Origin of the sequence: Halogeometricum sp. S3BR5-2 (assembly GCF_031624635.1) — an archaeon.
GTDB classification, from domain to species: Archaea; Halobacteriota; Halobacteria; order Halobacteriales; family Haloferacaceae; genus Halogeometricum; species Halogeometricum luteum.
In genome coordinates this window covers 230,158-255,184 of the sequence record NZ_JAMQOQ010000006.1, presented here as the reverse complement: position 1 = coordinate 255,184, position 25,027 = coordinate 230,158, and the positions used below count along the sequence as shown (strand labels likewise).

Annotated in this window: 22 protein-coding genes, 2 tRNA genes and 1 riboswitch; of the genes, 17 read left to right on the top strand and 7 right to left on the bottom strand. The window is 67.8% G+C overall.

Translation table 11 applies throughout. The features are described from left to right. Positions 1-219: 219 nt before the first annotated feature. The 3 genes from NDI79_RS20070 to NDI79_RS20060 all read left to right on the top strand — a co-directional run bounded on the left by NDI79_RS20070 (position 220) and on the right by NDI79_RS20060 (position 3,455). Positions 220-1,626 carry an NCS2 family permease gene (locus tag NDI79_RS20070; RefSeq protein ID WP_310930467.1) on the top strand — a complete coding sequence of 469 codons (1,407 nt, stop codon included), beginning with the start codon at positions 220-222 and terminating at the stop codon, positions 1,624-1,626. Between the two features lie 84 nt (positions 1,627-1,710). Beyond that, positions 1,711-3,111: an aryl-sulfate sulfotransferase gene (locus NDI79_RS20065; protein ID WP_310930466.1), complete on the top strand. Its 1,401-nt coding sequence runs from the start codon at positions 1,711-1,713 to the stop codon at positions 3,109-3,111. An 86-nt stretch (positions 3,112-3,197) separates the two neighbouring features. Beyond that, positions 3,198-3,455 (top strand): glutathione S-transferase N-terminal domain-containing protein, encoded by a 258-nt coding sequence (locus NDI79_RS20060; protein WP_310930465.1) that lies wholly within the window; start codon positions 3,198-3,200, stop codon positions 3,453-3,455. 65 nt (positions 3,456-3,520) lie between these two features. Here NDI79_RS20060 and NDI79_RS20055 read toward each other — a convergent pair whose 3' ends face one another. Then, positions 3,521-4,498 (bottom strand): transcriptional regulator, encoded by a 978-nt coding sequence (locus tag NDI79_RS20055; protein ID WP_310930464.1) that lies wholly within the window; start codon positions 4,496-4,498, stop codon positions 3,521-3,523. 159 nt (positions 4,499-4,657) lie between these two features. On the opposite strand from NDI79_RS20055, the gene NDI79_RS20050 reads away from it, so the two are divergent. Beyond that, on the top strand, positions 4,658-5,980 hold the full coding sequence (locus NDI79_RS20050) for a TiaS agmantine-binding domain-containing protein (protein WP_310930463.1): 1,323 nt from the start codon (positions 4,658-4,660) through the stop codon (positions 5,978-5,980). Between the two features lie 24 nt (positions 5,981-6,004). On the opposite strand, the gene NDI79_RS20045 is transcribed toward NDI79_RS20050, so the two are convergent. Further along, positions 6,005-6,472, bottom strand: a complete 468-nt coding sequence (locus NDI79_RS20045) for a DUF7382 domain-containing protein (RefSeq protein ID WP_310930462.1) — start codon at positions 6,470-6,472, stop codon at positions 6,005-6,007. Between the two features lie 75 nt (positions 6,473-6,547). Between NDI79_RS20045 and NDI79_RS20040 the strand changes: the two genes are divergently transcribed. The 3 genes from NDI79_RS20040 (at position 6,548) to crcB (ending at position 8,508) form a co-directional block, all read left to right on the top strand. Next, positions 6,548-7,618 (top strand): ATP-binding protein, encoded by a 1,071-nt coding sequence (locus tag NDI79_RS20040; RefSeq protein ID WP_310930461.1) that lies wholly within the window; start codon positions 6,548-6,550, stop codon positions 7,616-7,618. A 59-nt stretch (positions 7,619-7,677) separates the two neighbouring features. Further along, a riboswitch (Fluoride riboswitch) is annotated at positions 7,678-7,746 on the top strand. After that, positions 7,730-8,146: a CrcB family protein gene (locus tag NDI79_RS20035; protein ID WP_310930460.1), complete on the top strand. Its 417-nt coding sequence runs from the start codon at positions 7,730-7,732 to the stop codon at positions 8,144-8,146. It overlaps the preceding riboswitch by 17 nt. Continuing rightward, the gene (gene crcB, locus NDI79_RS20030; RefSeq protein ID WP_425499638.1) at positions 8,146-8,508 is read left to right on the top strand and encodes a fluoride efflux transporter CrcB; all 363 of its coding nucleotides are present in this window, start codon (positions 8,146-8,148) and stop codon (positions 8,506-8,508) included. Before NDI79_RS20035 ends, crcB begins: the two co-directional genes overlap by 1 nt. Positions 8,509-8,528: 20 nt before the next feature. Here the strand turns inward: crcB and NDI79_RS20025 are convergent, their stop codons facing one another. From NDI79_RS20025 to NDI79_RS20010, 4 genes are all read right to left on the bottom strand, one after another. Beyond that, positions 8,529-8,990, bottom strand: coding sequence for a universal stress protein (locus tag NDI79_RS20025; protein ID WP_310930458.1), 462 nt, complete (start codon positions 8,988-8,990; stop codon positions 8,529-8,531). A gap of 75 nt (positions 8,991-9,065) precedes the next feature. Further along, positions 9,066-10,487 carry an FAD-binding oxidoreductase gene (locus NDI79_RS20020; protein ID WP_310930457.1) on the bottom strand — a complete coding sequence of 474 codons (1,422 nt, stop codon included), beginning with the start codon at positions 10,485-10,487 and terminating at the stop codon, positions 9,066-9,068. A gap of 260 nt (positions 10,488-10,747) precedes the next feature. Continuing rightward, a tRNA-Asp gene (locus tag NDI79_RS20015) sits at positions 10,748-10,820 on the bottom strand. 20 nt (positions 10,821-10,840) lie between these two features. Continuing rightward, positions 10,841-10,913, bottom strand: a tRNA-Asp gene (locus NDI79_RS20010). Between the two features lie 412 nt (positions 10,914-11,325). On the opposite strand from NDI79_RS20010, the gene NDI79_RS20005 reads away from it, so the two are divergent. The 9 genes from NDI79_RS20005 to NDI79_RS19965 all read left to right on the top strand — a co-directional run bounded on the left by NDI79_RS20005 (position 11,326) and on the right by NDI79_RS19965 (position 21,723). Beyond that, positions 11,326-11,553, top strand: coding sequence for a DNA-directed RNA polymerase subunit H (locus NDI79_RS20005; RefSeq protein ID WP_310922436.1), 228 nt, complete (start codon positions 11,326-11,328; stop codon positions 11,551-11,553). Next, a complete protein-coding gene (locus NDI79_RS20000) occupies positions 11,550-13,124 on the top strand; it encodes a DNA-directed RNA polymerase subunit B'' (RefSeq protein WP_310930456.1) in 1,575 nt (524 codons plus the stop codon). The genes NDI79_RS20005 and NDI79_RS20000 overlap by 4 nt, the downstream gene beginning before the upstream one ends. Before the next feature lie 3 nt (positions 13,125-13,127). Next, on the top strand, positions 13,128-14,960 hold the full coding sequence (gene rpoB, locus NDI79_RS19995; RefSeq protein WP_310930455.1) for a DNA-directed RNA polymerase subunit B: 1,833 nt from the start codon (positions 13,128-13,130) through the stop codon (positions 14,958-14,960). 18 nt (positions 14,961-14,978) lie between these two features. Next, positions 14,979-17,909 carry a DNA-directed RNA polymerase subunit A' gene (locus tag NDI79_RS19990; protein WP_310930563.1) on the top strand — a complete coding sequence of 977 codons (2,931 nt, stop codon included), beginning with the start codon at positions 14,979-14,981 and terminating at the stop codon, positions 17,907-17,909. Continuing rightward, positions 17,902-19,143 (top strand): DNA-directed RNA polymerase subunit A'', encoded by a 1,242-nt coding sequence (gene rpoA2, locus NDI79_RS19985; RefSeq protein ID WP_310930454.1) that lies wholly within the window; start codon positions 17,902-17,904, stop codon positions 19,141-19,143. The genes NDI79_RS19990 and rpoA2 overlap by 8 nt, the downstream gene beginning before the upstream one ends. Before the next feature lie 3 nt (positions 19,144-19,146). Then, positions 19,147-19,566 carry a NusA-like transcription termination signal-binding factor gene (locus NDI79_RS19980; protein WP_310930453.1) on the top strand — a complete coding sequence of 140 codons (420 nt, stop codon included), beginning with the start codon at positions 19,147-19,149 and terminating at the stop codon, positions 19,564-19,566. Between the two features lie 70 nt (positions 19,567-19,636). Then, positions 19,637-20,497 (top strand): mechanosensitive ion channel family protein, encoded by an 861-nt coding sequence (locus NDI79_RS19975; protein WP_310930452.1) that lies wholly within the window; start codon positions 19,637-19,639, stop codon positions 20,495-20,497. Between the two features lie 183 nt (positions 20,498-20,680). Beyond that, positions 20,681-21,109: a 30S ribosomal protein S12 gene (locus NDI79_RS19970; RefSeq protein WP_008386999.1), complete on the top strand. Its 429-nt coding sequence runs from the start codon at positions 20,681-20,683 to the stop codon at positions 21,107-21,109. Continuing rightward, positions 21,109-21,723, top strand: a complete 615-nt coding sequence (locus tag NDI79_RS19965; protein WP_310930451.1) for a 30S ribosomal protein S7 — start codon at positions 21,109-21,111, stop codon at positions 21,721-21,723. The genes NDI79_RS19970 and NDI79_RS19965 overlap by 1 nt, the downstream gene beginning before the upstream one ends. 85 nt (positions 21,724-21,808) lie before the next feature. Here the strand turns inward: NDI79_RS19965 and NDI79_RS19960 are convergent, their stop codons facing one another. Continuing rightward, positions 21,809-22,579, bottom strand: coding sequence for a DUF5781 family protein (locus tag NDI79_RS19960; RefSeq protein ID WP_310930450.1), 771 nt, complete (start codon positions 22,577-22,579; stop codon positions 21,809-21,811). Between the two features lie 212 nt (positions 22,580-22,791). Between NDI79_RS19960 and NDI79_RS19955 the strand changes: the two genes are divergently transcribed. After that, entirely contained in the window at positions 22,792-24,981 is a 2,190-nt protein-coding gene (locus tag NDI79_RS19955) for an elongation factor EF-2 (protein ID WP_310930449.1), read from the top strand. Positions 24,982-25,027: the final 46 nt, after the last annotated feature.

Genomic DNA, 25,027 nt, shown 5'->3' with positions numbered 1-25,027 from the left:
CCGGCGAACCGTCCGACGCCGCGGTCCGTGCGGGGCACACGGTGCGGCGCGCCGCACGTTCGATTTCCGGGCCGTCCGGCGAGGAACTATACATGTATGTGTATATCCCCGGCCGCTGAGTCCGTCATATACCTAACAGTTAGTCACGTACGTGTGCATTCTCCTCCGCGAGATGGTAACGCTTATACTCGGATTCGTGATTATGCACAAGCGTGAATTATGGGGCTCACTGAGACGCTCGACGAGTACTTCGACGTACAAGAACACGGGTCGTCCGTTCGAACTGAAATCGTCGCGGGCGTGACGACGTTCCTGACGATGTCGTACATCGTCGTCGTCAACCCGGACATCCTGACGGCCATCCCGGACGTCAAACCCGGCATCGCCATCGCGGGCTACTCGCCGGGGCAGGTCGAGTCGATGATAGCCGTCGTCACCCTCCTCGCCGCCGCCGTCGCCACGTTCGTGATGGCCGTCTACGCCAACCGGCCGTTCGGACAGGCGCCCGGTCTCGGTCTGAACGCGTTCTTCGCGTTCACCGTCGTCGGCGCCCTCGGCGTGCCGTGGCAGACGGCGCTGGCCGCCGTCGTCGTGGAGGGGGTCGTCTTCATCCTCCTCACCGCCGCCGGCGCCCGCGAGTACGTCATCCGACTGTTCCCCGAACCGGTGAAGTTCGCCGTCGGCACCGGCATCGGACTGTTCCTCGCCATCATCGGTCTCCAGGCGATGGGCATCGTCGTCGACGACACGGCGACGCTCGTCACCCTCGGCGCCGTCGCCGCCGACCCCGTCGCCATCCTCTCGGTGCTCGGTCTGTTCCTCACGTTCGTCCTCTACGCCCGGGGGGTCCCGGGGTCCATCCTCATCGGCATCCTCGGCACCAGTGCCGCCGGATGGCTCCTGACGACGCTTGGCGTCGTCTCGCCCGACGCGGGCCTCGTCGCCGGGTCGACGACGACGACATACGACATCACGCCCCTCGCGGGCGCGTTCGTCGCCGGCCTCGGCAGCGTCGAGGCGTTCTCCTTCGCGCTCATCGTCTTCACGTTCTTCTTCGTCGACTTCTTCGACACCGCCGGGACGCTCGTCGGCGTCGGGCAGGCCGGCGGCTTCCTCGACGCGGACGGCAACCTCCCGGACATCGACAAACCGCTCATGGCCGACGCCGTCGGCACCACCGTCGGCGGGATGCTCGGCACCTCGACGGTGACGACGTACATCGAATCGGCCGCGGGCGTCGAGGAGGGGGGTCGAACGGGTCTGACGGCGCTCGTCGTCTCCGTGCTCTTCCTCGTCTCCCTCGCGTTCGTCCCCGTCGCGGCCGCGATTCCGCAGTACGCCTCCCACATCGCCCTCGTCGTCATCGGCGTCGTGATGCTCGGCAACGTCGTCGACATCGACTGGAGCGACGTGACGAACACCATCCCCGCGGGGATGACCATCCTCGTCATGCCGTTCACCTACTCCATCGCCTACGGCATCGCGGCGGGCATCGTCTCCTACCCCGTCGTCAAGGTCGCGGCCGGCGAGTACGACGACGTGCGCCTCGGCCACTGGGTGCTCGCGGCCGCGTTCGTCGTCTACTTCTTCGTCCGCACGAGCGGCATCATCCAATCGCAGGTCTGAGGCGCTGCGTCGCCTCCGACCAGTCTCCCCGGTCGCCGCCGCAGACCGCAAGAGATTCGTTCCCCTCCCCGTTCCACTCGAACGATGGAGACGCCCTCTCGGTCGACGGCGGTGCGAATCGTGGCGTTCGTCCTCGTGGTCGCGCTGTTGACCCCCTCGGCGGTGTCGGCGCTCACCTACGACCCCAGCGAGGAACGGACGCTCACGCGGGGAACGGTGACGAGTCCGGCCAACGGTTCGACTATCGTCAGTGTGCAGGGGTACACCTTCCAGGGGAACACCAACCGGAAGAAGCCCGCGCGCCTCATCTCGGTCGGTGAACGCGGGCAGACGCAGTGGGTCCACAACGACGAAGTCGGCGCGGGGGCGTGGTTCTTCGACGTCGACCCGATGGACAACGGCAACCTGCTCGTCTCCTCGCCGCGGAGCGGCAAGACCGTCGTCTACGAGTTGAACCCCGAAACGCAGGAGCGCGTCTGGGAGAAGACGTTCAACATCACCGACACCCACGACGTCGACGTGCTGAGCGAAGACGAGATAGTCGTCGCCAACATGCGCGAGTGGAACGAGTCGGCGCAGGTCAGCGACGACCGGATATTCGTCTACAACCGAACGACCGAGGAAGTGACGTGGGAGTGGTACTTCAAGAACCACTACCCGGCGAACACCGACGGCGGCTACAACAAAGACTGGTCGCACGTCAACGACGTCGACCCCATCGGCGACGGGAAACTGATGCTCTCGCCGCGGAACTTCGATCAGGTCGTCGTCGTCGACATGGAGACGAAGAACATCACCCGACGCCTCGGCAGCGACGGCAACTACTCGGTGATGAACGAACAGCACAACCCGCAGTGGCTCGAAAGCGAGAACGGGACGCCGACCATCCTCGTCGCAGACAGCGGGAACAACCGCGTCGTCGAGTACGCCTACGAGGACGAGGAGTGGGTGCGGACCTGGACCGTCGGGGCGGACACGCTGAACTGGCCACGCGACGCCGACCGCCTGCCGAACGGGAACACTCTCATCGTCGACACGCTGAACCACCGCGTCATCGAAGTGACGCCGACCGGCGAAGTCGTCTGGGAGTACTACGCGACGTGGGGTCCCTACGACGTCGAACGGGCCGCGTATGGTAACGAACCCACCGGAACCGGACCGACCATCCGCGACATGAACGCCAGCGGCACCTACGCCATCACCGGCAGCGCGAACCTCACCGCCGGCGCCGGCGACGGAGCAGGGTTCGCCGCGCAGATGCGCGCGACGTTCTCCGGGACGGCGCTCGAAGAGCCGATGAACGAGTTCGCCACGCGGTGGGCGCACGTGACCCCGTGGCTCCGCCCGGTGTGGATGTCCGGGTGGGACTTCGTGTGGGCCATCGCCGCCGCCGTCGTCGTCGTCCTCTGGGGGGCGACCGAACTGGTCCTCGGTCGCCGCCGCATCGTCGGCGCCGCCCGGAGCGTCCGCGCCCGCGGCCGCTGATACCGCCGTCGCTCCCTTTCCGCGCTGTGCGCTCCGAGCGCACGCCACCACCGGACTCTTTATCCGCCGACCCGTAGCCGACAGCGATGGCGAATCTCACGCTGTACGAACTGGAAGGCTGCCCCTACTGCGCGAAGGTGAAGGACAAACTCGCCGACCTCGACCTGGAGTACGACTCCGTCATGGTCCCGCAGTCGCACGGCGACCGGACCGAGGTCGAGGAAGTGAGCGGACAGACCGGCGTCCCCGTCCTCGTCGACGAGGAACACGGCGTCGAGGGGATGGCCGAGAGCGACGACATCGTCGAGTACCTCGACGAGACGTACGGCGACGCGGCGAGCTAACGAGCCTCATCGATTCTGCCTTCTTTTCGACTCCGTAGCGACGCCTCCGCCGTCCCCGAGGGGGTTCAGGCCTCGGTCGGTTCGCCGGCGCGTTCGCGGATGAGGTCCCGAATCGTGTCGGGGTCGTCGATGGAGGCGAGTTCGTCGCAACTGACCAGCGCCGTTCCCTCGACGGCGTCGCGCTTGGACTGCTCTTTGGTGAAGTACACCGACCGCGTCCGGGTGACCTCACCGAGCGAAGACATGATGCGCGCGCGTTTCTCCGCGCTGGGGGTGAACGAGGAGTGGCCGGTGAGCATCGGAATCTGGTCCGAGCGCCGGTCGTCGTCCTCGCTGACGGCCTTGAACGGCGCGCGGGCGGTCGGGTGGACGGTGAAGCCCGCCCGCGTGAGGATGTGGACGACGTGCTCGTCGTCCGGGTCGGCGTCGGGGTCCTCGGGCGTCGGTTCGGCGTTGCGGACCTCCTCGGCGCCCTCGAGGACGGAGACCGGACTGGAGAACGGCCGGTCGAACATCTCTTCGAGGTGGATAGCCACCTCGATGCTGGCGTTCATCCCGTCCTCGTACTTCGAGACGGTCCGGCGCGAGACGCCGAGTTCCGTCGCCAGTCGGCCGAGGCTCCACCCGCGCCGCTGCCGTTCGTCCGCCAGCAGGTCGCCGTCGAGGTTGACGTAGAGACCGCCCGGCGCGGCGTAGATGAGCGGCGGCACCCCTTCGAGGAACAGGTCCATCGCGGTGTCGGGGTTCATCACCGGCACGCCGTGGCGGAAGTACACCACCTCCGGTTTCAGGTCCTCGTCGCGGGTCCGCAGGCCGACGACGAGGGGCGTCGCGGAGAGGTAGCTGCCGAGTCGGCGCATCTCGGCGCCCGTTTCGGCGTCGAACGCGTCGATGTTGCCGAGGACCTTCAGCAGCACTAAGTCCTCGCCGCGGCGCGCGGCGAGGTCGAAGCTCTTGGGCCGGATGGCACAACGGTCGCTGACGGCGAACCCCGCGTCCTCCAGCATCGCTGTGATGTTTCCAACCAGAGCTGACCGAGACATATCGGAAGATAAGCGATTTGGGACATATAGCTGTTGTGCTGCTACCTCCTCCTCCCGTCCCCCGATTACGCTCCGTAACCACCGCCATAGTTATATAGAGGCTCTCAGCCGCGGTAACGACTCGAAAGGGGTTACTCCGTCGGGGCGCTACGGGCGCCTATGACGGTCCTCGGCCTCGACGACACCGACTCGCGCGAGCGGGGGATGTGCACGACGTACCTCGCGACGCTCGCGGCCGAGGCCATCGAGGCGGCGGGCGGGACGGTCGAACGCCGTCTCCTCGTCCGCCTCAACCCCGCCGTCGAACACAAGACGCGCGGCAACGCCGCCCTCGCCCTCCACACCGACCTCCCGCCCGAGGAGACGCTCGAACTCGCCGTCGCGGAGTTGGAACCGCTGGCCGAGACGGCCGACCCTCGGACCAGTCCGGGCGTCGTCGTCGCCCCGGGCGACCCCGCCGCCGTTCCGGACGCCGTCTCGGCGTTCACCGGACGAGCGATTCGGTCGTTCGTCGACACGGCGGAGGCCGTCGAACTCGCCGACGAATCGGGCTATCTTCACCGCGGGTGGGAGGGCGGCCGCGGCCGAATCGGCGCCCTCGCGGCCGTCGGCGCGTGGGCCGCCCTCGACGAGTGGACGTACGAACACATCGCCTATCGGGAGTTCGACCGCTGCGGAACGCCCCGCGACGTGGACCTCGACTCGGTGTTCGACGCGGCCGAGGCGCACTACCCGGACGCGTGGGACACCGTCGACACCGTCGAGGGACAGGCCGTCTGCGTCCCGAACGCGCCCGGCCCCATCCTGCACGGCATCCGCGGCGACGACGCCGACGCGGTGCGGTCGCTGTCGGACGCTATCGACTCGGAACCGGTCGACCGGCGTTCGACCTTCCTCACCAATCAGGGAACCGACATCCACCTCCGGGACGGGGAACTCGGCACCCTCGACGGCGGCGGCGCCTACCGCGTCGACGGCGTCGTCGCCGCCGACCCGGAGACGCGGCGCGGCGGGCACGTCTTCTTCGCGTTCGGTTCCGTGGATGCGAACGCCGGCCGCGACGCGGACGCCGACGGAGACACAGACGGGGGCGCGGCCGACACGGTCGCCTGCGCCGCCTTCGAACCGACGAAGCGGTTCCGCGACCGGGTGCGCGCCCTCCGACCGGGCGACGAACTGACGGTCTGCGGGGAGCTTTCGGGGGGGACGCTCAAACTGGAGAAGTTCGCCGTGCGGTCGCTGAACCGCACCGAGTCGCGGACGCCCGTCTGTCCCGACTGCGACCGGACGATGGAGAGCGCGGGTCGGAATCAGGGCTACCGCTGCCGCGACTGCGGGACGTCCGCGCCCGGCCGGGTCGACGTCGAGACGGACCGCGAACTCGAACGCGGGTGGTACGAGGTGCCGCCGTGCGCCCGCCGGCACGTCGCCAAACCGCTGATTCGCGGCGGCTTCGACGCGCCGGTCCACCCCGAGCGGTGAGGGTGAACAGGGGCACGAGAGGGCTCACTCCGCGACGACCAGAACCCGCGTGTTCGCCCGCCGGTCGACGAACTGACTGCCCGCGGGCGGTTTCACGTCGATTTCGACCGTTCCGTCCTCCTGATTCGGCCGGAGCGACGGTGAGACGGTGACCGCCGCGCTCCCGTCGGCGTCCGTCTTCGCGTGAGCGATGCCGTCGAGGTCCGCCGTCCCGCCCTTCACGACCACCGTCGCCCCCTCGACGGGGTCGCCGTCGGAGTCGACGACGAGGAACGATAGCTCCCATTCGCCGGGCGTCACCACGTCGGGCGACGGCTTCACGTCCAACTCGGTCACCGCGAGACCCTGCACGCCGGACAGCATACTCAGCATCACGCTCATCGTCGCCACGCCGACCACGAGGGCGACGACCAGTCGGATCGGTAGCCCCTCGATGGCGCGGTCGTCCGCGGCGAAGCGTCGGAGTTCGGTGCGGAGAGGTTCGTCGAACACGGGGTGGCTGGTCCCGTCTCGGTAGATAAACGTCCGGGCGAGCGTTCAAGTGCGAGAACGCGGCCAGCCCCCCGCGTGAACACCGACGTCCTCGGCCGCCGCGGACGGGACGGCCCCGCCGGGGGTCCCCTCGCTCGCCTCGGCCGCCACCGCGCCCGCGACGGCAGCGACGGCGCCCCCGTCGCCGTCGACCTCGACCGCCCCCACGCCGCACTCGTCGTCGGCAAACGGGGCTACGGCAAGTCCTACACGCTCGGCGTCCTCGCGGAGGGGGCGGCGCGCGCGCCGGGCCTCGCGCCCGTCGTCGTCGACCCGATGGGCGTCTTCGACGGCCTCGCCGCCGGCGAGGACTTCGACGCGCGGGTCGTCCGCGCCCCGACCGTCCGCGCGGACGCGATTCCGCCGTCGGAGTGGCCCGCCCTCGTGAGCGTCGCCCCCGACTCGCCGGTCGGGTCGATGGTGTGGCGCGCCGCCAGCGAGTCCGAGACGCTGGCCGAGATGCGCGCGTTCGCCGAAGTCCCCGCCGACTCCTCGAACGTCGCCCCCGACGCGGTTCGCGCCGCGCGGAACCGCCTCCGACGGGCGGCCTCGTGGGACGTGTTCGACCCCGAGGGGCTGGACGCCGCGGCCCTCTGCGGCGCCGAAGCGACCGTGCTGGACTGCTCCGGCCTCGACCCCGCGCCGGCGAACGCCGTCGTCCACGCCGTCGCGCGGGCGCTGTACGACGCACGGGTGCGCGAGTCGGTCGTTCGCCTGCCGTGGCTCCTCCTCGACGAGGCGCACGTCTTCTTCGACGGCCTCGCCGCGCCGGCCCTCCGGGCGATACTGACTCGCGGGCGCGCACCGGGCGTCTCCCTCGTCGCGGCGACGCAGCGACCCAGCGCCCTCCCCGCGGTGGCGCTCTCGCAGTCGGACCTCAGGGTCGTCCACCGGCTCACCGCCGGGCCGGACGTGCGGGCGCTGACCGCCGCCGAACCCACCTACCTCCGTGGGGGCGTCGAGGCGCGGATGCCCGCTCGGCCGGGAGACGCGCTCGTCGTCGACGACGCGGCGGAAACCGCCTACGACGTCCGCATCCGCGAGCGAGACACGCCGCACGGCGGGGACAGTCCGCGGGCGAGCGACGTCGGTTCGGTCGACGGGTGACGACCCCGGAGCGCCGGCGACCGGACCAGAGCTACTTTGGTCTCCGAGGGGGTTCACACGACCGAACGGGCAATGGAGTCTGCCCGACCCAACCGCCGACGCCGTCGGCTGATGACTCCTTCTGACGCGACGCCCATGACAGAGACCGAACCGCACCCGCTCGTTCGAGTCGAATCGCTTGTGCTGATAGCCGTCGGCGGCTTCGCCGGGTCGAACCTCCGGTACTTCGCCAGCCTCCTCCTCCCCGGTCTCCGGGGGACGCTAGTCGCGAACGCCCTCGGGAGTTTCCTCCTCGGCTTCGTTCTCTACGAACGGCTGTTCTCCGACGTGCTGGCGAGCGAGACGCGCGCCGTGCTGTCGACCGGCTTTCTCTCCTCGTTCACCACCTACAGCACGTTCGCCCTCCAGTCGGCGCAGTCGCCGCCGCCAGTCTTGGTCGCCAACGTGGTCGCGAACTACGCGCTGGGCTTCGCGGGGGTCCTCGTCGGTCGCTCTGTCGCCCGCCGCGTCGACGGGCGGTGGTCGTAGTGGTCGCGTTCGACCCCGCGCACGTCGTCGGCACCGGCGGCGCCCTCGGCGCCCTGCTCAGACACTACGTCGGCGGACTGGTCGACGTCGAGGAGTACCCCGCGGGCACGTTCACCGTCAACGTTCTCGGGAGCTTCGCGCTCGGCCTGTTCACGTTCGTCGGCGTCGGGGAGACGTGGATGCTCCTCCTCGGCACCGGGATGTGCGGGTCGTTCACCACGTTCTCGTCCTTTTCCTTCGAGACGGTCCGCCTCTGGGAGACGGGCGAACGGGCGCGCGCCGTCGGCAACGCCGTCGGCAACCTCGCGGGCGCCGGTCTCGCGCTGGCGGCGGCGTGGGGGCTCTCCCGGCTCTTCGTTTGAGCGGTCGCTCCGCGAACCGCTCATCCGTCGCCGTCGTCTCCGTTCCCGTCGTCGCCGTCCATCCGGACGACGTGCACGGGCACGCGCGAGGCGCGGACGACCTTCTCCGTGACGCTCCCCAGCAGCATCCGGTCCAGCCCGGTCCGTCCGTGCGTCCCCATCACGACGAGGTCCACGCCGTTCTCGTCGACGTAGGACAGGATCTCTCGGTGCGGCACGCCCCGGCGGACCGCCGTCACGACGTCGACGCCCGCCGCCTCCGCCGCCTCCCTGACGACGGCGGCGTCCGCCTCGCGTTCGGCCTCGAGATCCTCGCGGAGTCGCGCCCACTTCGTCTCGGGGAGCGTGTTGTACTCCCGGGTGTCGACGACGGCGAGGCCGTGAAGCGTCGCGCCGGCGAGGTCGGCCAGTCCGACGGCCTCGCGTATCGCCCGCCGCGCCCCGTCGCTCCCGTCGGTCGGTATCAGGATGTCGCGGTACACGCCCGGAACGTCGCGGTCTCACCGCATGAAGCTAGTTTCCGAGAGAGCCGGGTCGCCCGGCGACCTGCGGCCGCCTCAGGCGCTCGGCGCCACGTTCTGGTTCAGGCGGAACAGGTTCTCCGGGTCGTACGTCGCCTTCACCTCGACCACCCGGTCGTAGTTCTCGCCGAACAGCAGGCGCGCGGGGTCTTCTCCGAGGCCCGGGAAATTCCCGTACGCCCCCTTCGAGACCGGCAGGTCGCCGAGTTCGGTGATGCCGTCGCGGGCCCACGCCACGTTCTCGTCGTCCGTCGCGGGGTCCTCCCAGTTGGCCTCGAAGGTGATCATGAACGCGGGTTCCCGGTGTCTGAACGCGGTCGCGTCCGGCGCCACGTCGCCGATGGCGCCGCCGAGGTGCCAGATGTCCACCGTCGACAACGGCGAGGGGCTCCCGGCTCCGCGCCTGCGGACCAGACCGAGGACCTCGTCGGTGAGTTCGGTCACGTAGACGGCCTTCCAGTAGTAGCGCAGTCCGTCGGGGTAGTCCGCGTCGAGCATCGACTGGAGGTCCGTGTAGGCCATCGGGCCGCTGAAGTCGACGACGGGGTCGGCGAACTCGCGGAGCGCCCGGAACTCGGCCTCGGCCTCCGCGACGGGACCGTCGTAACAGCCGAGGAAGGCGACAGCCGGGTCGCCCCACGACGCCTCGGGGAACTCCTCGAGTTCGGGGACGACGGCGTAGAACGGCAGGACGCTCGCGTTTCGCGAGGCGCCCTCCGCGTACCCGCGGAACGCCCGGAGCGCCTCCTCGGAGTCGCCGCGGTGCCAGACGAACAGGCCGAACACCTCGGGGCCGACCTCGTGGAGTCGGTACTCGAACGACGTGACGACGCCGAAGTTGCCGCCGCCGCCGCGAATCGCCCAGAAGAGGTCCGGATTCTCCTCCTCGCTGGCGGTCCTGACGCGCCCGTCGGCGGTGACGACTTCGGCCGAGACGAGGTTGTCCAAGGAGAGGCCGTACTTCCGACGGAGATGTCCGACGCCCCCGTTGAGCGTGAGCCCCGCGATTCCGGTCGCCGAGACCACTCCGAGCGGTGCGGCGAGGCCGAACAGTTGCGTCTCGCGGTCGACGTCACCGATGGTCGCCCCGCCCTGCGCACGGGCGCGGCGGGCCGCCGGGTCGACGAACACCCCGGTCATCTCCGAGAGGTCGACGACGAGTCCGTCGTCGCAGACGGCGCTGCCGGCGACGTTGTGTCCGCCGCCGCGGACGGCGAGGGGCAGTCCGTGCTCGCGGGCGAACCCGACCGCCGCGACGACGTCCGCCGTCCCGGAACAGCGTGCGATGAGCGCCGGCCGCCGGTCGATCATCCCGTTCCAGATCTTCCGGGCCTCCTCGTACGCCTCGTCCGCCGGTCGGATCACGGTGCCGTGGAACGATTCGGCGAACTCCCGCACCGCTTCGGCGTCGACGGTCTCCGTCGGTTCTCCGCTTCCCGACCCGATCCGTTCTGACATGACGGTCCTTGTACGTCCTCCGAGGGCAAATCCTCCGCTCACGAAAACGCGGATAGTCCGGGTTTCGAGCGTCGACGCGGTCGGTCGATGGCCGAGAAGCGGTCGTCAGTAACGGGTGCCCGGAGCGGGATTCGAACCCCGGTCGCTCGCTCACTGCGTTCGCATCGCTCCCCGGTTCGAATCCCTTTGTAAGCGCTTACAACCTTCATTTTCGTCGCTCGGCGACGAGACGCCTCGCTGGAAAAGTGAAGGAACAAAAGCGCCCGGAGCGGGATTTGAACCCGCGTCACGACCGTGACAGGGTCGTATGATGGGCCACTACACCATCCGGGCAGGCGTACTAGAGCAAACAGCGCCCGGAGCGGGATTTGAACCCGCGTCACGACCGTGACAGGGTCGTATGATGGGCCACTACACCATCCGGGCCTGCTCTACTCCATCGTAGCGCGGTTCACTAATTAAGACTTATCATATGCACTCCGCGTGGTAGCTCCTACCGCGTCACGCGGTACTGTTCGCCTGACGGCGGCGCGACATCGCGCGCCCGAACGCGTCGACTCCCGTTCCCGTTCTCGCGCCGGTGAGTGTCGCGGTCGCCGGAAGGCATTTATCGGCTTCTTGCGTTGTCGGATGCAACGCGAGTGCCGTCGCACCGCCCGCGAACGCCCACACCCGCCGACCGACGGGCGATGGTCGGCCCCGCACGCGGGCGGAGACGGGGCGACGGGACTGCTCGTGGCGAAGAGCGGCGCTTCTCGGACCCAGTTGGCAAGGGTTAAATGGATGCCTCCCGAACGAGCCTGTAGTATCTCGTGAGAACTTCTTCCCCCACCCATACATGGTAGACGTAAGCCAACACAAACTCGTTCCAGAGCACACCCTCCTCGAGGAGGAGGAGGTCGAGGAGGTGCTGGAAGAGTACGACGTGAAGCGTACGGACCTTCCGAAAATAAAGCGGACGGACCCGGCGGCGCCCGACGGCGTGGAGACGGGTGACGTGGTGAAGATCGTCCGCGACTCCCGGACCACGGACAAAGCAGTCACATACCGACTGGTGATCGAATGAATCGACAGGATCGACGCGCGGTATCGCGCCAGTACTTCTCGCAGGAACGCCTCGCAGAGCACCACTTCCGGTCGTTCAACAACTTCCTCGAACGCGGCATGCAGGAAGTCGTGACCGAGAAGGAGACCATCGACACGGACATCGGCGACAAGGAGGGCGAGGAACCCGTCTTCGTCGAACTCGGGGACATCCGCGTCGAGACGCCTCGCGTCCGCGAGGCCGACGGGTCGGAGGAACTCCTGTTCCCGCAGGAGGCGCGCCTCCGCAACATCACCTACGCCGCGCCGGTGTTCATGGAGATGTCCATCGTCCGCGGCGGCGAGGAGGAAGAGGAAGTCGTCGTCGACACGACGGAGACGAAGGTGGGCCGGATGCCCATCATGGTCGGCTCCTCGAAGTGTAACATCAGCGACCTCTCCGACGAGGACCTCGTCGAAATCGGCGAGGACCCCGTCGACCCCGGCGGCTACTTCATCGTCAACGGCTCCGAGCGGGTGCTGATGACGTCGGAGGACCTCGCCCCCAACAAGATTCTCGCCGAGTACGACACGAAGTACGGCGACGAGATCCAGGTGGCGAAGACGTTCTCCCAACGGCGCGGTTACCGCGCGCTCGTCCTCTGCGAGCGCAACCGCGAGGGCATCCTCGAAGTGTCGTTCCCCTCCGTCTCGGGGAGCGTCGAGTTCGTCACGCTCGTCCGAGCGCTCGGGCTCGAATCCGACGAGGAGATCGTCCACCGCGTCTCCGACGACCCGGAGATTGTCAAGTTCATGCTGGAGAACTTGGAGGAGGCCGAAGTCCAGACGGAGGCCGAGGCAATCGAGACGCTCGGCAAGCGCGTCGCCGGCGGGCAGGGTAAGAACTACCAGCTCAAACGCGCCAACTACGTCATCGACCGCTACCTCCTGCCGCACCTCCACGAGGACGGCGTCGAGGAGGAGGAGGTCCGCATCAACAAGGCGTTCTACCTCTGCCGCATGGCCGAGGCCTGCTTCGAACTCGCCCTCCAGCGCCGCGACTCGGACGACAAGGACCACTACGCCAACAAGCGCCTCAAGGTGTCGGGCGACCTGATGAAGGACCTGTTCCGGACGGCGCTGAACAAGCTGGCGCGCGACGTGAAGTACCAGCTCGAACGCGCGAACATGCGGAACCGTCAGCTCACGGTCAACACCGTCGTCCGCTCGGACGTGCTGACCGAACGGCTCGAACACCCCATCGCCACGGGCAACTGGGTGGGCGGTCGCTCGGGCGTCTCGCAGTTGGTCGACCGGACCGACTACATGGGGGTTCTCTCGCACCTGCGCCGCCTCCGCAGTCCGCTCTCGCGGAGTCAGCCGCACTTCGAGGCCCGCGACCTGCACGCGACCCAGTGGGGTCGCATCTGTCCCTCCGAGACCCCGGAGGGACCGAACTGCGGGCTCGTGAAGAACTTCGCGCAGGCGATGGAGCTCTCGCAGAACATCGAGGACGAACAGGGACTCAAACGCGAACTGGCGTCGATGGGGGTCGAGGGCATCCCCGGCATCGAGGGACCGACGAACCCCACGAACACGCCCGCGGACGACTAATACATGGCTCAGACACAGCAACGCGAAGCGAAGGTGTACGTCAACGGAAGCCTGGTCGGGACGCACCCCGACCCCGAACAGCTCGCAGACCAGATCCGAGAAGCCCGCCGCCGCGGCGACGTGAGCGAGATGGTGAACGTCTCCGTGAAGGGGCGCACCCGCGAGGTCATCATCAACGCCGACGCCGGCCGCGCCCGGCGTCCCCTCATCGTCGTCGAGGACGGCGAACCGCTCCTCTCCGACGAGGAGATAGAGGCCGTCAGAAACGACGAGGTGTCCTTCGAGGACCTCGTCGAACGCGGCTACGTCGAGTTCATCGACGCCGAGGAGGAGGAAGACATCTACGTCGCCGTCGACGAGGACGACCTCAACGACGAGCACACGCACCTCGAAATCGACCCGCAGCTCATCTTCGGCATCGGCGCCGGGATGATTCCGTACCCCGAGCACAACGCCAGCCCGCGCATCACCATGGGCGCGGGGATGATGAAGCAGTCGCTCGGGCTGCCGTCGGCGAACTACCGCATCCGTCCGGACACGCGTCAACACCTGCTGCACTACCCGCAGCTCTCGATGGTGAAGACCCAGACCACGGAGCAGATCGGGTTCGACGAACGGCCCGCCGCGCAGAACTTCACCGTCGCGGTGATGAGCTACGAGGGGTTCAACATCGAGGACGCCCTCGTCATGAACAAGGGCTCGGTCGACCGCGCGATGGCCCGTTCGCACTTCTTCCGGACGTACGAGGGCGAGGAGCGGCGCTACCCCGGCGGACAGGAGGACCGCTTCGAGGTCCCCAGCCAGGACGTGCGCGGCGCCCGCGGTGAGGACGCGTACAACCACCTCGACGAGGACGGTCTGGTCAACCCCGAGACGGTCGTCGACGAGAACAGCGTCCTCCTCGGGAAGACCTCTCCCCCCCGGTTCCTCGAAGAGCCGGACGACATGGGCGGCCTCTCGCCGCAGAAGCGCCGCGAGACGTCCGTGACGATGCGTTCGGGCGAGTCGGGCGTCGTCGACACCGTCACCCTGATGGAGGGCGAGGACGGCTCCAAGCTGGCGAAGGTCTCCGTCCGGGACCAGCGCGTCCCCGAACTCGGCGACAAGTTCGCGTCCCGTCACGGCCAGAAGGGCGTCGTCGGCCACCTCGCGCCGCAGGAGGACATGCCGTTCACCGCCGACGGCGTCGTCCCCGACCTGGTGCTCAACCCGCACGCCCTGCCGTCGCGCATGACGGTCGGCCACGTGCTGGAGATGCTCGGCGGGAAGGTCGGCGCCCTCGAGGGCCGCCGCGTCGACGGCACCGCCTTCCAGGGCGAGGACGAGGAGGAACTCCGCGGTGCGCTCGAAGACCACGGGTTCGAGTCCTCCGGCAAGGAGGTCATGTACTCCGGCGTCACCGGCGAGAAGATCGAGGCCGAGATATTCGTCGGCATCATCTTCTACCACAAGCTGTACCACATGGTGAGCAACAAGCTGCACGCCCGTTCGCGCGGGCCGGTGCAGGTGCTCACCCGTCAGCCCACCGAGGGGCGCGCCCGCGAGGGTGGCCTCCGACTCGGAGAGATGGAGCGCGACACCGTCATCGGGCACGGCGCCGCGATGGTCCTCCAGGAGCGCCTGCTCGACTCCTCCGACAAGGAGACGGTGTACGTCTCCGCGGACACCGGGATGGTCGCCGTCGAGGACCGCGACCAGCGCCGTATCTACGACCCCGTCAGCGGCGACGAGGACAACATCCACGAGATAGAGATCAGCTACGCGTTCAAGCTACTGCTGGACGAGATGATAGCGCTCGGCATCCGACCGCGCCTGGACCTCGAGGACGCAGTCTAACCCCCCACAACAATGTCAATGCAGACACCGAAGGAGATCGGATCCATCCAGTTCGGGCTGATGGACCCGGAGACGTACCGAGACATGTCCGCGACGAAGGTCATCACCGCGGACACCTACGACGACGACGGCTACCCAATCGACATGGGCCTGATGGACCCCCGCCTCGGCGTCATCGACCCCGGGCTGGAGTGTCGGACCTGCGGGTCGCACTCGGGGTCCTGTAACGGCCACTTCGGCCACATCGAACTGGCCGCGCCCGTCATCCACGTCGGCTTCACGAAGCTCATCCGCCGGCTCCTGCGTTCGACGTGCCGGGAGTGCGGTCGCCTCTCCTTGACCGACGAGGAGTCCGAGGAGTTCCGCAGCGGTCTCACCCGAACGGAAGAACTCGGCGACGACTGGACGGACGTGCTGAAGTCGGCGGTCCGGCAGGCGCGGAAGGCCAAGCGCTGCCCGCACTGCGGCGCCCCCCAGCACGACATCAAGCACGAGAAGCCGACCACGTACTACGAGGTGCAGGACGTGCTCGCGGGCGACTTCTCCGAGCGCATCGCCTCGGCGATGCAGCCCGACGAGGAGGACGAGGACGACGCCGGCATCGCGCCCGCGACGCTCGCCGACGAGACGGGCATCGCGCTCCAGCGCGTCAACCAGATTCTCTCGGGCGAGTTCCGACCGGTCGGCGACGACCGCAAGAAACTGGAGAAGGCGCTGGACGTGGACCTCACCGAGGAGGACATGAACAAGCTGATGCCCTCGGACATCCGCGACTGGTTCGAGGACATCCCGGACGAGGACATCGTCACGCTCGGCATCGACCCCTCGCGGGCGCGCCCCGAGTGGATGATTCTGACCGTGCTCCCCGTCCCGCCGGTGACCGCCCGTCCCTCCATCACGCTGGACAACGGCCAGCGCTCCGAGGACGACCTGACCCACAAGCTGGTCGACATCATCCGCATCAACCAGCGGTTCATGGAGAACCGCGAGGCCGGCGCCCCGCAACTGATTATCGAGGACCTCTGGGAACTGCTGCAGTACCACGTCACCACGTTCATCGACAACGAGATTTCGGGCACGCCGCCCGCGCGGCACCGCTCGGGCCGCCCGCTGAAGACGCTCAGCCAGCGGCTGAAGGGTAAGGAGGGCCGCTTCCGCGGCTCCCTGTCCGGTAAGCGCGTGAACTTCTCCGCGCGGACCGTCATCTCGCCGGACCCGACCCTCTCCTTGAACGAGGTGGGCGTTCCCGAACGCGTCGCCCGCGAGATGACACAGACGATGAACGTCACCCAGCGGAACCTCGACAACGCCCAGCAGTTCGTCCGCAACGGCCCCGAGGGTCACCCCGGCGCCAACTACGTCAAGCGACCCGACGGCCGCCGCCTGAAGGTGACCGAGAAGAACTGCGAGGAACTCGCCGAGAAGGTCGAGGCCGGGTGGGAGGTCAACCGCCACCTCATCGACGGCGACATCATCATCTTCAACCGGCAGCCGTCGCTGCACCGGATGTCCATCATGGCCCACGAAGTGGTCGTGATGCCGTACAAGACGTTCCGGCTGAACACCGTCGTCTGTCCCCCGTACAACGCCGACTTCGACGGGGACGAGATGAACATGCACGCCCTCCAGACGGAGGAGGCCCGCGCCGAGGCGCGCGTCCTCATGCGCGTGCAGGAGCAGATTCTCAGCCCGCGCTTCGGGCAGAACATCATCGGCGCGATTCAGGACCACATCTCCGGGACGTACCTGCTGACGAACGGCAACCCGCACTTCTCGGAGACGCAGGCGCTGGACCTGCTCCGCGCGACGAGCATCGACACGCTCCCCGAACCGGCGGGCGAGGAGGAGGACGGCCGGCCGTACTGGACCGGCCGACAGCTGTTCAGCGAACTCCTGCCCGACGACCTGAACCTCGAGTTCACCTCCTCGACGGGCGACGCCGTCGTCATCGAGGACGGCCAACTCGTCGAGGGGACCATCGACGAGGACGCCGTCGGCGCGTTCGGCGGGGAAGTCGTCGACACGCTGGCGAAGGTGTACTCGAAGACGCGAGCGCGCGTGTTCATCAACGAGGTCGCCTCGCTGGCGATGCGCGCCATCATGCACTTCGGATTCTCCATCGGTATCGACGACGAGTCGATTCCGGGGGAGGCAAACGAGCAGGTCGACGAGGCCATCCAGAGCGCCTACGACCGCGTGCAGGAGCTCATCAGCATCTACGAGGCCGGCGAACTGGAGTCGCTGCCGGGCCGCACCGTCGACGAGACGCTGGAGATGAAGATCATGCAGCAGCTCGGCAAGGCGCGCGACTCGGCCGGCGAAATCGCCGACGACCACTTCACCGACGACAACCCGGCGGTCGTCATGGCGCGGTCCGGGGCGCGTGGGTCGATGCTGAACCTCACGCAGATGGCCGGCTGCGTCGGCCAGCAGGCCGTTCGCGGCGAGCGCATCAACCGCGGCTACGAGGGCCGCACGCTCAGCCACTACCAGCCGGAGGACCTCTCCGCCGAGGCCCACGGCTTCGTCGAGAACTCCTACCGCGGTGGGCTGACGCCGACGGAGTTCTTCTTCCACGCGATGGGCGGACGCGAGGGGCTGGTCGACACGGCCGTCCGGACGTCGAAGTCCGGGTACCTCCAGCGTCGGCTCATCAACGCCTTGACCGAACTGGAGGCGCAGTACGACGGCACCGTCCGCGACACCTCGGGCACCATCGTGCAGTTCGAGTTCGGCGAGGACGGCACCTCGCCGGTGAAGGTGTCCTCGAACGAGCAGGACGGTATCGACGTCGAGAACATCGCCGACCGCGTCCTCGACGCGGAGTTCACCTCAGACGAGGAGAAAGACCGGTTCCTCGGCCGCCGCGAACCGCCGACGAACCTCTCGGAGTACGCCGGTCCGGGCCTCGACAAGGCCCAGAGCCCGGAGGTGCAGTCGGATGACTGAGTACGAACACATCAGCGAGGACGTCGAAGCGCTCGTGGAGGACCGCGACCTCCCGCGCCGACTGAAGACGCGCATCTACGACACCATCGAGGGCCGGGAGGGCGTCTCGCCCGCCCGCGCCGACGAGATAGCGCAGGCCGTCGAGGCGCGCTACCTCGACACCCGCGTCGACCCGCTGGACCCCGTCGGCACCGTCTCCGCGCAGTCCATCGGGGAACCGGGGACGCAGATGACGATGAACACGTTCCACTACGCGGGCGTCGCCGAAATCGACGTGACGCAGGGGCTGCCGCGCCTCATCGAACTGGTGGACGCGCGGAAGACGCCCGACACGCCGATGATGACCGTCTTCCTCGAGGGCGAGTACGCGACCGAACGCGAACGCGCCCACGAGGTCGTCTGGTCGATGGAGGCGACGAAGATACTCGCCCTCGGCGACGTGTCGACGAACGTCGCCGACATGGTCGTCCAAATCGACCTGAACGAGGAGACGCTGTTGGAGCGGTGGCCGACGGTGGACAACGTCGACACCATCGCACAGGAGATATCCGAGACCATCGAGGACGCCCTCGGCGTCGCCACGCAGCGCTCGGGCACCGTCGTGGAGTTCGGCCCCGAGTCGCCGAGTTACCGGCGCCTCCTCCAGTTGGTCGAGGAACTGCGCGACATCGTCTTCAAGGGAATCGAGGAGGTCACCCGCGTCGTCATCCGCAAGGAGGACAACGAGGAGACCGACGGCGAGGAGTTCGTCCTCTACACGGAGGGGTCGGCGTTCGGCGACGTCCTCGCTATCGAGGGCGTCGACGCCTCGCGCACGACGAGTAACAACATCCACGAGATATACCGCAACCTCGGCGTCGAGGCGGCCCGCGAGGCCATCATCGACGAGACGATGAACACGCTGCGCGAGCAGGGTCTCGACGACGTGAACGTCCGGCACCTGATGCTCGTCGCGGACATCATGACGAACCGCGGCGAGATAGAGTCCATCGGCCGGCACGGCATCTCGGGGTCGAAGGACTCCGTGCTCGCCCGCGCGGCGTTCGAGGTGACGGTGAACCACCTGCTCGACGCCGCCGTCCACGGCGAGGAGGACGACCTCGACGGCATCATCGAGAACGTCATCGTCGGGAAACCAATCGCAACCGGCACCGGCGACGTGGACCTGCGCATGGGGTCCATCGAAGCGCCGACCGAGACGGACGCGCCCGCGCCGGAGCCCTCGGACGACTGACGGATGACGGTCACGCTGTCGGATACGGCGCGGCAGTTCATCGCCCTCTTCGAGGACGAGACGGACGCGGTCGCGCGCGACTGTCTCGTGCTCGACGACCGCGTGGTCATCCTCGTCGCCGCGGGGCAGATGGGACAGGCCATCGGTCCGCGGGGACAACACGTCCACGCCGTCGAGGAGAAACTCGGTCGCTCGGTCGAACTCATCGAGGACGCCGACACGACGGAGGCGTTCGTCGCGAGCACGCTCGCGCCCGCCGCCGTCCGGCACGTGACCGTCTCCGAGCAGAACGACCGCGTGGCGTACGTCGAAGTCGCCGACGAGGACCGCGGCGTCGCCATCGGTAAGGACGGAAAGAACATCGAGACGGCCCGGACGCTCGCCGAACGACACCACGACGTCGACGACATCCAGTTGACGTGAGGGGACGCGGCCGCCGACGCCGCGGCCCCGACGCACTTCCGCACGGACGCCGAACCCGAGAGCGTCAGCCATGTTCGCCGCTCCGTTCGACCAACTCGCGCCGTTCGCCTCGGAACTCGACCCCGCCGTAAGGCGGGCCGCCGCCGCCGTCGTCGCGTTCCTCGTCGTCTCGCTCGTCGGTCGCTTCCTCGCCGTCCCGGCCGCCGTCCGCGTCGTGCGTCGCCGGAACCGCGAGAACCCGACGGTCCAGGAGGCGGCCGACCTCTACCTGCGAATCGCCGTGTTCGCCGTCGCCGTCGTCGCCGCCGTCCTCGCGGCGGGGTACGGACGGGTGTTGACGCGCTCCGCGCTCGTCGTCGCCGCGGCGACGCTCGTCATCGGCGTCGCCGGGCAGGAGGTGGTCGGCAACCTCGTCAGCGGGATGTTCCTCGTCACCGACCCCAACTTCAACGTCGACGACTACATCGCGTGGAACGAACGGGAGGGGACCGTCGAGGCCATCGGCTTCCGAACGACGCGCGTCCGCACCGTCGACCACCGGGAGGTGACCGTTCCGAACACGGAACTGGCTGCCAACGCCGTCGACAGACCGTACAGCCGGAGCCGCGTCCGCGAGGAGGTCAGACTCCCGTTCGACTACGGCGTGGACATCGACCGGGTGGACGCGTCGTTAGCGCCGGCGCTCACGGCGATAGACGACGTCCGCGAGGACCCGGAGCCGTCGGCTACCGTCGAGGAGTTCGACGCCTCCGCCGTGTGGGTGAGCGTCGTCTACTGGGTGGCGAACCCGATGGAAACCGACGTGGCGACGGTGAATTCGGAGGCGAAGGGGCGGATACACGCGGTCTGCGAGGAGGAGGGATTCTCGCTCGGCCCGCCCGCCTACCAGCATCTCTCCGGCGGCGTCTCGGTCGACGACCCGTCGGAGTGACCGCCCGAGGCGACGAGACGGCCTCTCAGAACCGTTCCCGACCTGCGCCGTCCGCAGAAGGCGTAACTCTCGACGAGAAACGGCCTCAGAAACGTCCTTAGGGGTCGCTAATCCGACCTCCGGCCGTCTCGCCGGATTCGAAAAGGGAGGCTTAAGTAGCTCCGTCGGGAAGTCCGTGTTACTATGGCGAACGGCAAATACGCCGCGCGCAAACTCAAACAGGACCGGCAGAAGCGACGCTGGTCCGACTCCGAGTACGCGCGCCGCGAACGCGGTCTCCGCAAGAAGTCCGACCCCCTCGAAGGCGCCCCGCAGGCTCGGGGTATCGTCCTCGAGAAGGTCGGCATCGAGGCAAAGCAGCCTAACTCGGCCATCCGAAAGTGCGTCCGAGTTCAGCTCATCAAGAACGGAAAGCAGGTCACCGCGTTCTGTCCCGGTGACGGCGCTATCTCCTTCATCGACGAGCACGACGAGGTCACCATCGCCGGCATCGGCGGGGCGAAGGGCCGCGCGATGGGCGACCTCTCGGGCGTCAACTACAAAGTCGAGAAGGTCAACGGCGTATCGATGATCGAACTGGTTCGCGGTAACGCGGAGAAACCCGTCCGATAATGTCCGAGAGCGACCAACCCGAGCCGGACGCGCCCGCGGACTCCGAGGAAGCGACGGCGAACGCGCAGCTGTTCGGCGTCTGGGACATCGTCGAGATGGAGTACTCCGACCCCTCGACTCAGCGCTACATCAACGTCACGCCCATCGCGCACACGATGGGCCGCCACGCCTCCAAGCAGTTCAAGAAGAGCGAGATCAGCATCGTCGAACGGCTCGTCAACCGACTCATGCAGTCGGAGGACAACACGGGCCACAAGCAGAAGACGATGAAGATAGTCAAGGAGGCGTTCGAACTCGTCCACGAGCGCACCGAGGAGAACCCGATTCAGGTGCTCGTCACCGCCGTCGAGAACGCCGCGCCCCGCGAGGAGACGGTTCGTCTCAAGTACGGCGGCATCTCCGTCCCGCAGGCCGTCGACGTCGCGCCCCAGCGCCGCGTCGACCAGGCGCTGAAGTTCATCGCGGACGGCACCCAGAGCGGCTCCTACAAGTCCACGACGAGCGCCGCCGAGGCGCTCGCCCAGCAACTCGTCGGCGCGTCGAACTACGACGTGCAGACGTACGCCATCAACCAGAAAGAAGAGCGCGAACGCGTCGCGGAAGCGGCCCGGTAAGCGCGCGACGCGGTTCTTTCTCTCTTCCCTATCCGCTTTCGTTCTCTTCGTCTCCGTTCTCTGTCCGCCGAGCGGCGGCGCTCGCTCAGTCGGCCGCCGCCGACCCGCCGTTGGTCTTCGTCCCGACGGCGTACGCCCGCGTCACGTCCACGAGTGCCTTCCGGTAGTCGCTCTCGGTGGGGTCGGCCGCCAGCGAGCGGAACCGCCGCTTGAACGCGGGGAGTTCGACGCTCGGCGCGTCGTCGGCGGCGGCGTGCGCTAAGTCGTAGATGCGGTGGTCGTCGTCTATCAGGTCGTGTCGCTCCACCAGCGCGAGGGCGAACGCGGCGTTGACGGCGGTTATCTCGGGGTCGGCGTCCGCGGTGACGAGGCGGGAGTCCGGCCACGGCGACGGGCCGGGGTTGGCGGCGACGGCGCGCGCGAGTTCGGACTCGAGGAAGTGGACGAGTTTCTCCGCCGGCGCCAGCGAGAGGGTGATGTCGTCGGCGTAGATGTCCTTCATGTGGTTCGCTATCTGGTAGCAGTGCGCGAGCTTCCTGCGCTCGACGGAGTTCCCGGAGAGCGCGAGGTAGAGGGCCTCCTCGGTCGATTGGACGTGCGAGGCGTGGCGCTCCTCGTTGCGCGCCATGTGGGAGAGTTCGTGGAGGACGAGTTCTCGGGCCATGGCGCTCGTGGCTGCCTGTCGGGAGATGTTCAGTTCGTGTCTGTCGTCGTAGTGGGCCGCCCACGTCCGTTCGTCGGGGTCGTCGCGGACGGAGACGTGGACGGGTTTCTCCAGGTCGTACTCCGTCTCGAAGAGGTCGACGGCGCTGAGAAACGGATCCGGCGGCGCGGACCCGAGCACTCGTATATCCATGCGTATCAGTATCACGGCGTCTGCAACAAAGACTCTTGTGCCGGCCGACGGGTCCGCGCCGCCGGCCGCGCGACGGCACTCGGGCCGTGACGCTCCGGTCTCCGGAATCGTGGCAAAAGGAGTCATACCGCGGCGAGAGCGCCGCGTAGCGGCCGTTTCGCCACCGGCAAAACACTACCCTTTTGACCCTCCTACCAGTACGAACCGGTATAATGGGCCGACGAAAGAAAATCGTCCAAGAATGTGAGAAGCTGATGGACAAGCCGGAGCAGATCCGGAACATCGCCATCGCGGCTCACGTCGACCACGGGAAAACCACCCTGACAGACAACCTCCTCGCCGGCGCGGGTATGATCGCCGACGAGGGCGAGGCGACGCGCCTCATGATGGACACCGAGGAGGACGAACAGGAACGCGGTATCACCATCGACGCGGCGAACGTGTCGATGACGCACGAGTACCAGGAGAAGAACCACCTCATCAACCTCATTGACACGCCGGGGCACGTCGACTTCGGCGGCGACGTGACGCGCGCGATGCGCGCCGTCGACGGCGCACTGGTCGTCGTCGACGCCGTCGAGGGCGCGATGCCGCAGACCGAGACGGTCGTCCGGCAGGCGCTCCGCGAGGGCGTCAAGCCGGCGCTGTTCATCAACAAGGTCGACCGCCTCATCTCGGAACTGCAGGAGGGTCCCGAGGAGATGCAACAGCGTCTCACCGACGTCATCGGCGACGTCAACGAACTCATCCGCGGGATGACCGAGGACATGGACGACGTCGAGGACTGGACCGTCTCCGTCGAGGACGGCACCGTCGCCTTCGGGTCGGCCCTCTACAAGTGGGGCGTCTCGCTCCCGTCGATGCAGGAGACGGGTATGTCGTTCGGCGACATCATCGAACTCGAACAGGACGGCCAGCGGCAGGAACTCCACGAGCGGACGCCCCTGTCGGACGTCGTCCTCGACATGGTCGCCGAGCACTTCCCGAACCCGCTCGACGCCCAGCCCCGTCGTATTCCGCGCGTCTGGCGCGGCGACGACGAGACGGAACTCGCGCGGCAGATGCGCGAAGTCGACGACGACGGCGACGTCGTCTTCATGGTGACCGACATCTCGATGGACCCCCACGCGGGCGAAATCGCGACCGGTCGCCTGTTCTCGGGGACCATCAAGAAGGGTCAAGAGCTGTACGTCTCGGGCACCGCGGGCAAGAACCGTGTACAGTCCGTCGGTATCTTCATGGGCGGCGAACGGGAGGAGTTGGACCGCGGCGTCCCCGCGGGGAACATCGCGGCCGTCACGGGTCTCCGTGACGCCATCGCCGGTTCCACCGTCTCCTCCATCGAGATGACGCCGTTCGAGTCCATCGAGCACATCTCCGAGCCGGTCATCACGAAGTCCGTCGAGGCCAAGAGCATGGACGACCTGCCGAAACTCATCGAGACGCTCCAGCAGGTCGCCAAGGAGGACCCCACCATCCGCGTCGAGATTAACGAGGACACCGGCGAGCACCTCATCAGCGGACAGGGCGAACTCCACCTCGAAGTCATCACCCAGCGCATCCAGAAGAACCAGGGCATCCCGGTCCAGACCGGTGAGCCCATCGTGGTCTACCGCGAGGCGCCGCAGGGCGCCTCCCGCGAGGTGGAGGGCGTCTCCCCGAACCGCCACAACAAGTTCTACATCACCGTCGAACCCCTCTCGGAGGACATCGTCGAGCAGATCAAACTCGGCGAAGTCTCCATGGACATGCCCGAACTGGAGCGCCGCGAGGCGCTGCAGGAGGCCGGCATGGACAAGGACTCCTCGCAGAACGTCGAGCACATCCACGGGACGAACATCCTCCTCGACGACACGAAGGGTATCCAGCACCTGAACGAGACGATGGAACTCGTCATCGAGGGTCTCGACGAGGCGCTCGACGACGGTCCGCTGGCCGCCGAACCCGTGCAGGGTGCGCTGCTGCGCCTGCACGACGCGCGCCTCCACGAGGACACCATCCACCGCGGTCCCGCGCAGGTCATCCCCGCGGTCCGCGAGGCCGTCCACCGCGCGCTCATCGACGCCGACATCAAGATGCTCGAACCCATCCAGAACGTCCGCATCGACGTTCCCTCCGAACACATGGGCTCGGCCTCCGGCGAGATTCAGGGTCGCCGCGGCCGCGTCGACGACATGTTCCAGGAGGGTGACCTCATGGTCATCGAGGGCATCGCGCCCGTCGAAGAGATGATCGGGTTCTCCTCGGACATCCGCTCGGCCACCGAGGGCCGCGCGTCGTGGAACACGGAGAACGCCGGCTTCCGCGTGCTCGCGGACAATCTCCAGCGCGACATCATCATGGAGATTCGAGAGCGCAAGGGCATGAAGCTCGAACTGCCGCAGTCCATCGACCAGTTCTGAGCTGAGAGACGCGACGGCGGCGCGTCCGTCGCCGCCTCACCGCGTC

Excerpts from the sequence above, each read along its gene's own strand:
- NDI79_RS20060 (WP_310930465.1), top strand. The coding sequence starts at position 3,198 with ATGGCGAATCTCACGCTGTACGAACTGGAAGGCTGCCCCTACTGCGCG.
- NDI79_RS19965 (WP_310930451.1), top strand. The coding sequence starts at position 21,109 with ATGTCCGAGAGCGACCAACCCGAGCCGGACGCGCCCGCGGACTCCGAG.
- NDI79_RS20020 (WP_310930457.1), bottom strand. The coding sequence starts at position 10,487 with ATGTCAGAACGGATCGGGTCGGGAAGCGGAGAACCGACGGAGACCGTC.
- NDI79_RS20050 (WP_310930463.1), top strand. The coding sequence starts at position 4,658 with ATGACGGTCCTCGGCCTCGACGACACCGACTCGCGCGAGCGGGGGATG.
- NDI79_RS20035 (WP_310930460.1), top strand. The coding sequence starts at position 7,730 with ATGACTCCTTCTGACGCGACGCCCATGACAGAGACCGAACCGCACCCG.
- NDI79_RS19975 (WP_310930452.1), top strand. The coding sequence starts at position 19,637 with ATGTTCGCCGCTCCGTTCGACCAACTCGCGCCGTTCGCCTCGGAACTC.
- NDI79_RS20000 (WP_310930456.1), top strand. The coding sequence starts at position 11,550 with ATGAATCGACAGGATCGACGCGCGGTATCGCGCCAGTACTTCTCGCAG.
- NDI79_RS19980 (WP_310930453.1), top strand. The coding sequence starts at position 19,147 with ATGACGGTCACGCTGTCGGATACGGCGCGGCAGTTCATCGCCCTCTTC.
- NDI79_RS20005 (WP_310922436.1), top strand. The coding sequence starts at position 11,326 with ATGGTAGACGTAAGCCAACACAAACTCGTTCCAGAGCACACCCTCCTC.
- NDI79_RS20070 (WP_310930467.1), top strand. The coding sequence starts at position 220 with ATGGGGCTCACTGAGACGCTCGACGAGTACTTCGACGTACAAGAACAC.
- NDI79_RS19970 (WP_008386999.1), top strand. The coding sequence starts at position 20,681 with ATGGCGAACGGCAAATACGCCGCGCGCAAACTCAAACAGGACCGGCAG.
- rpoA2 (WP_310930454.1), top strand. The coding sequence starts at position 17,902 with ATGACTGAGTACGAACACATCAGCGAGGACGTCGAAGCGCTCGTGGAG.
- rpoB (WP_310930455.1), top strand. The coding sequence starts at position 13,128 with ATGGCTCAGACACAGCAACGCGAAGCGAAGGTGTACGTCAACGGAAGC.
- NDI79_RS20055 (WP_310930464.1), bottom strand. The coding sequence starts at position 4,498 with ATGTCTCGGTCAGCTCTGGTTGGAAACATCACAGCGATGCTGGAGGAC.
- NDI79_RS19960 (WP_310930450.1), bottom strand. The coding sequence starts at position 22,579 with ATGGATATACGAGTGCTCGGGTCCGCGCCGCCGGATCCGTTTCTCAGC.
- NDI79_RS19990 (WP_310930563.1), top strand. The coding sequence starts at position 14,979 with ATGCAGACACCGAAGGAGATCGGATCCATCCAGTTCGGGCTGATGGAC.
- NDI79_RS20065 (WP_310930466.1), top strand. The coding sequence starts at position 1,711 with ATGGAGACGCCCTCTCGGTCGACGGCGGTGCGAATCGTGGCGTTCGTC.
- NDI79_RS19955 (WP_310930449.1), top strand. The coding sequence starts at position 22,792 with ATGGGCCGACGAAAGAAAATCGTCCAAGAATGTGAGAAGCTGATGGAC.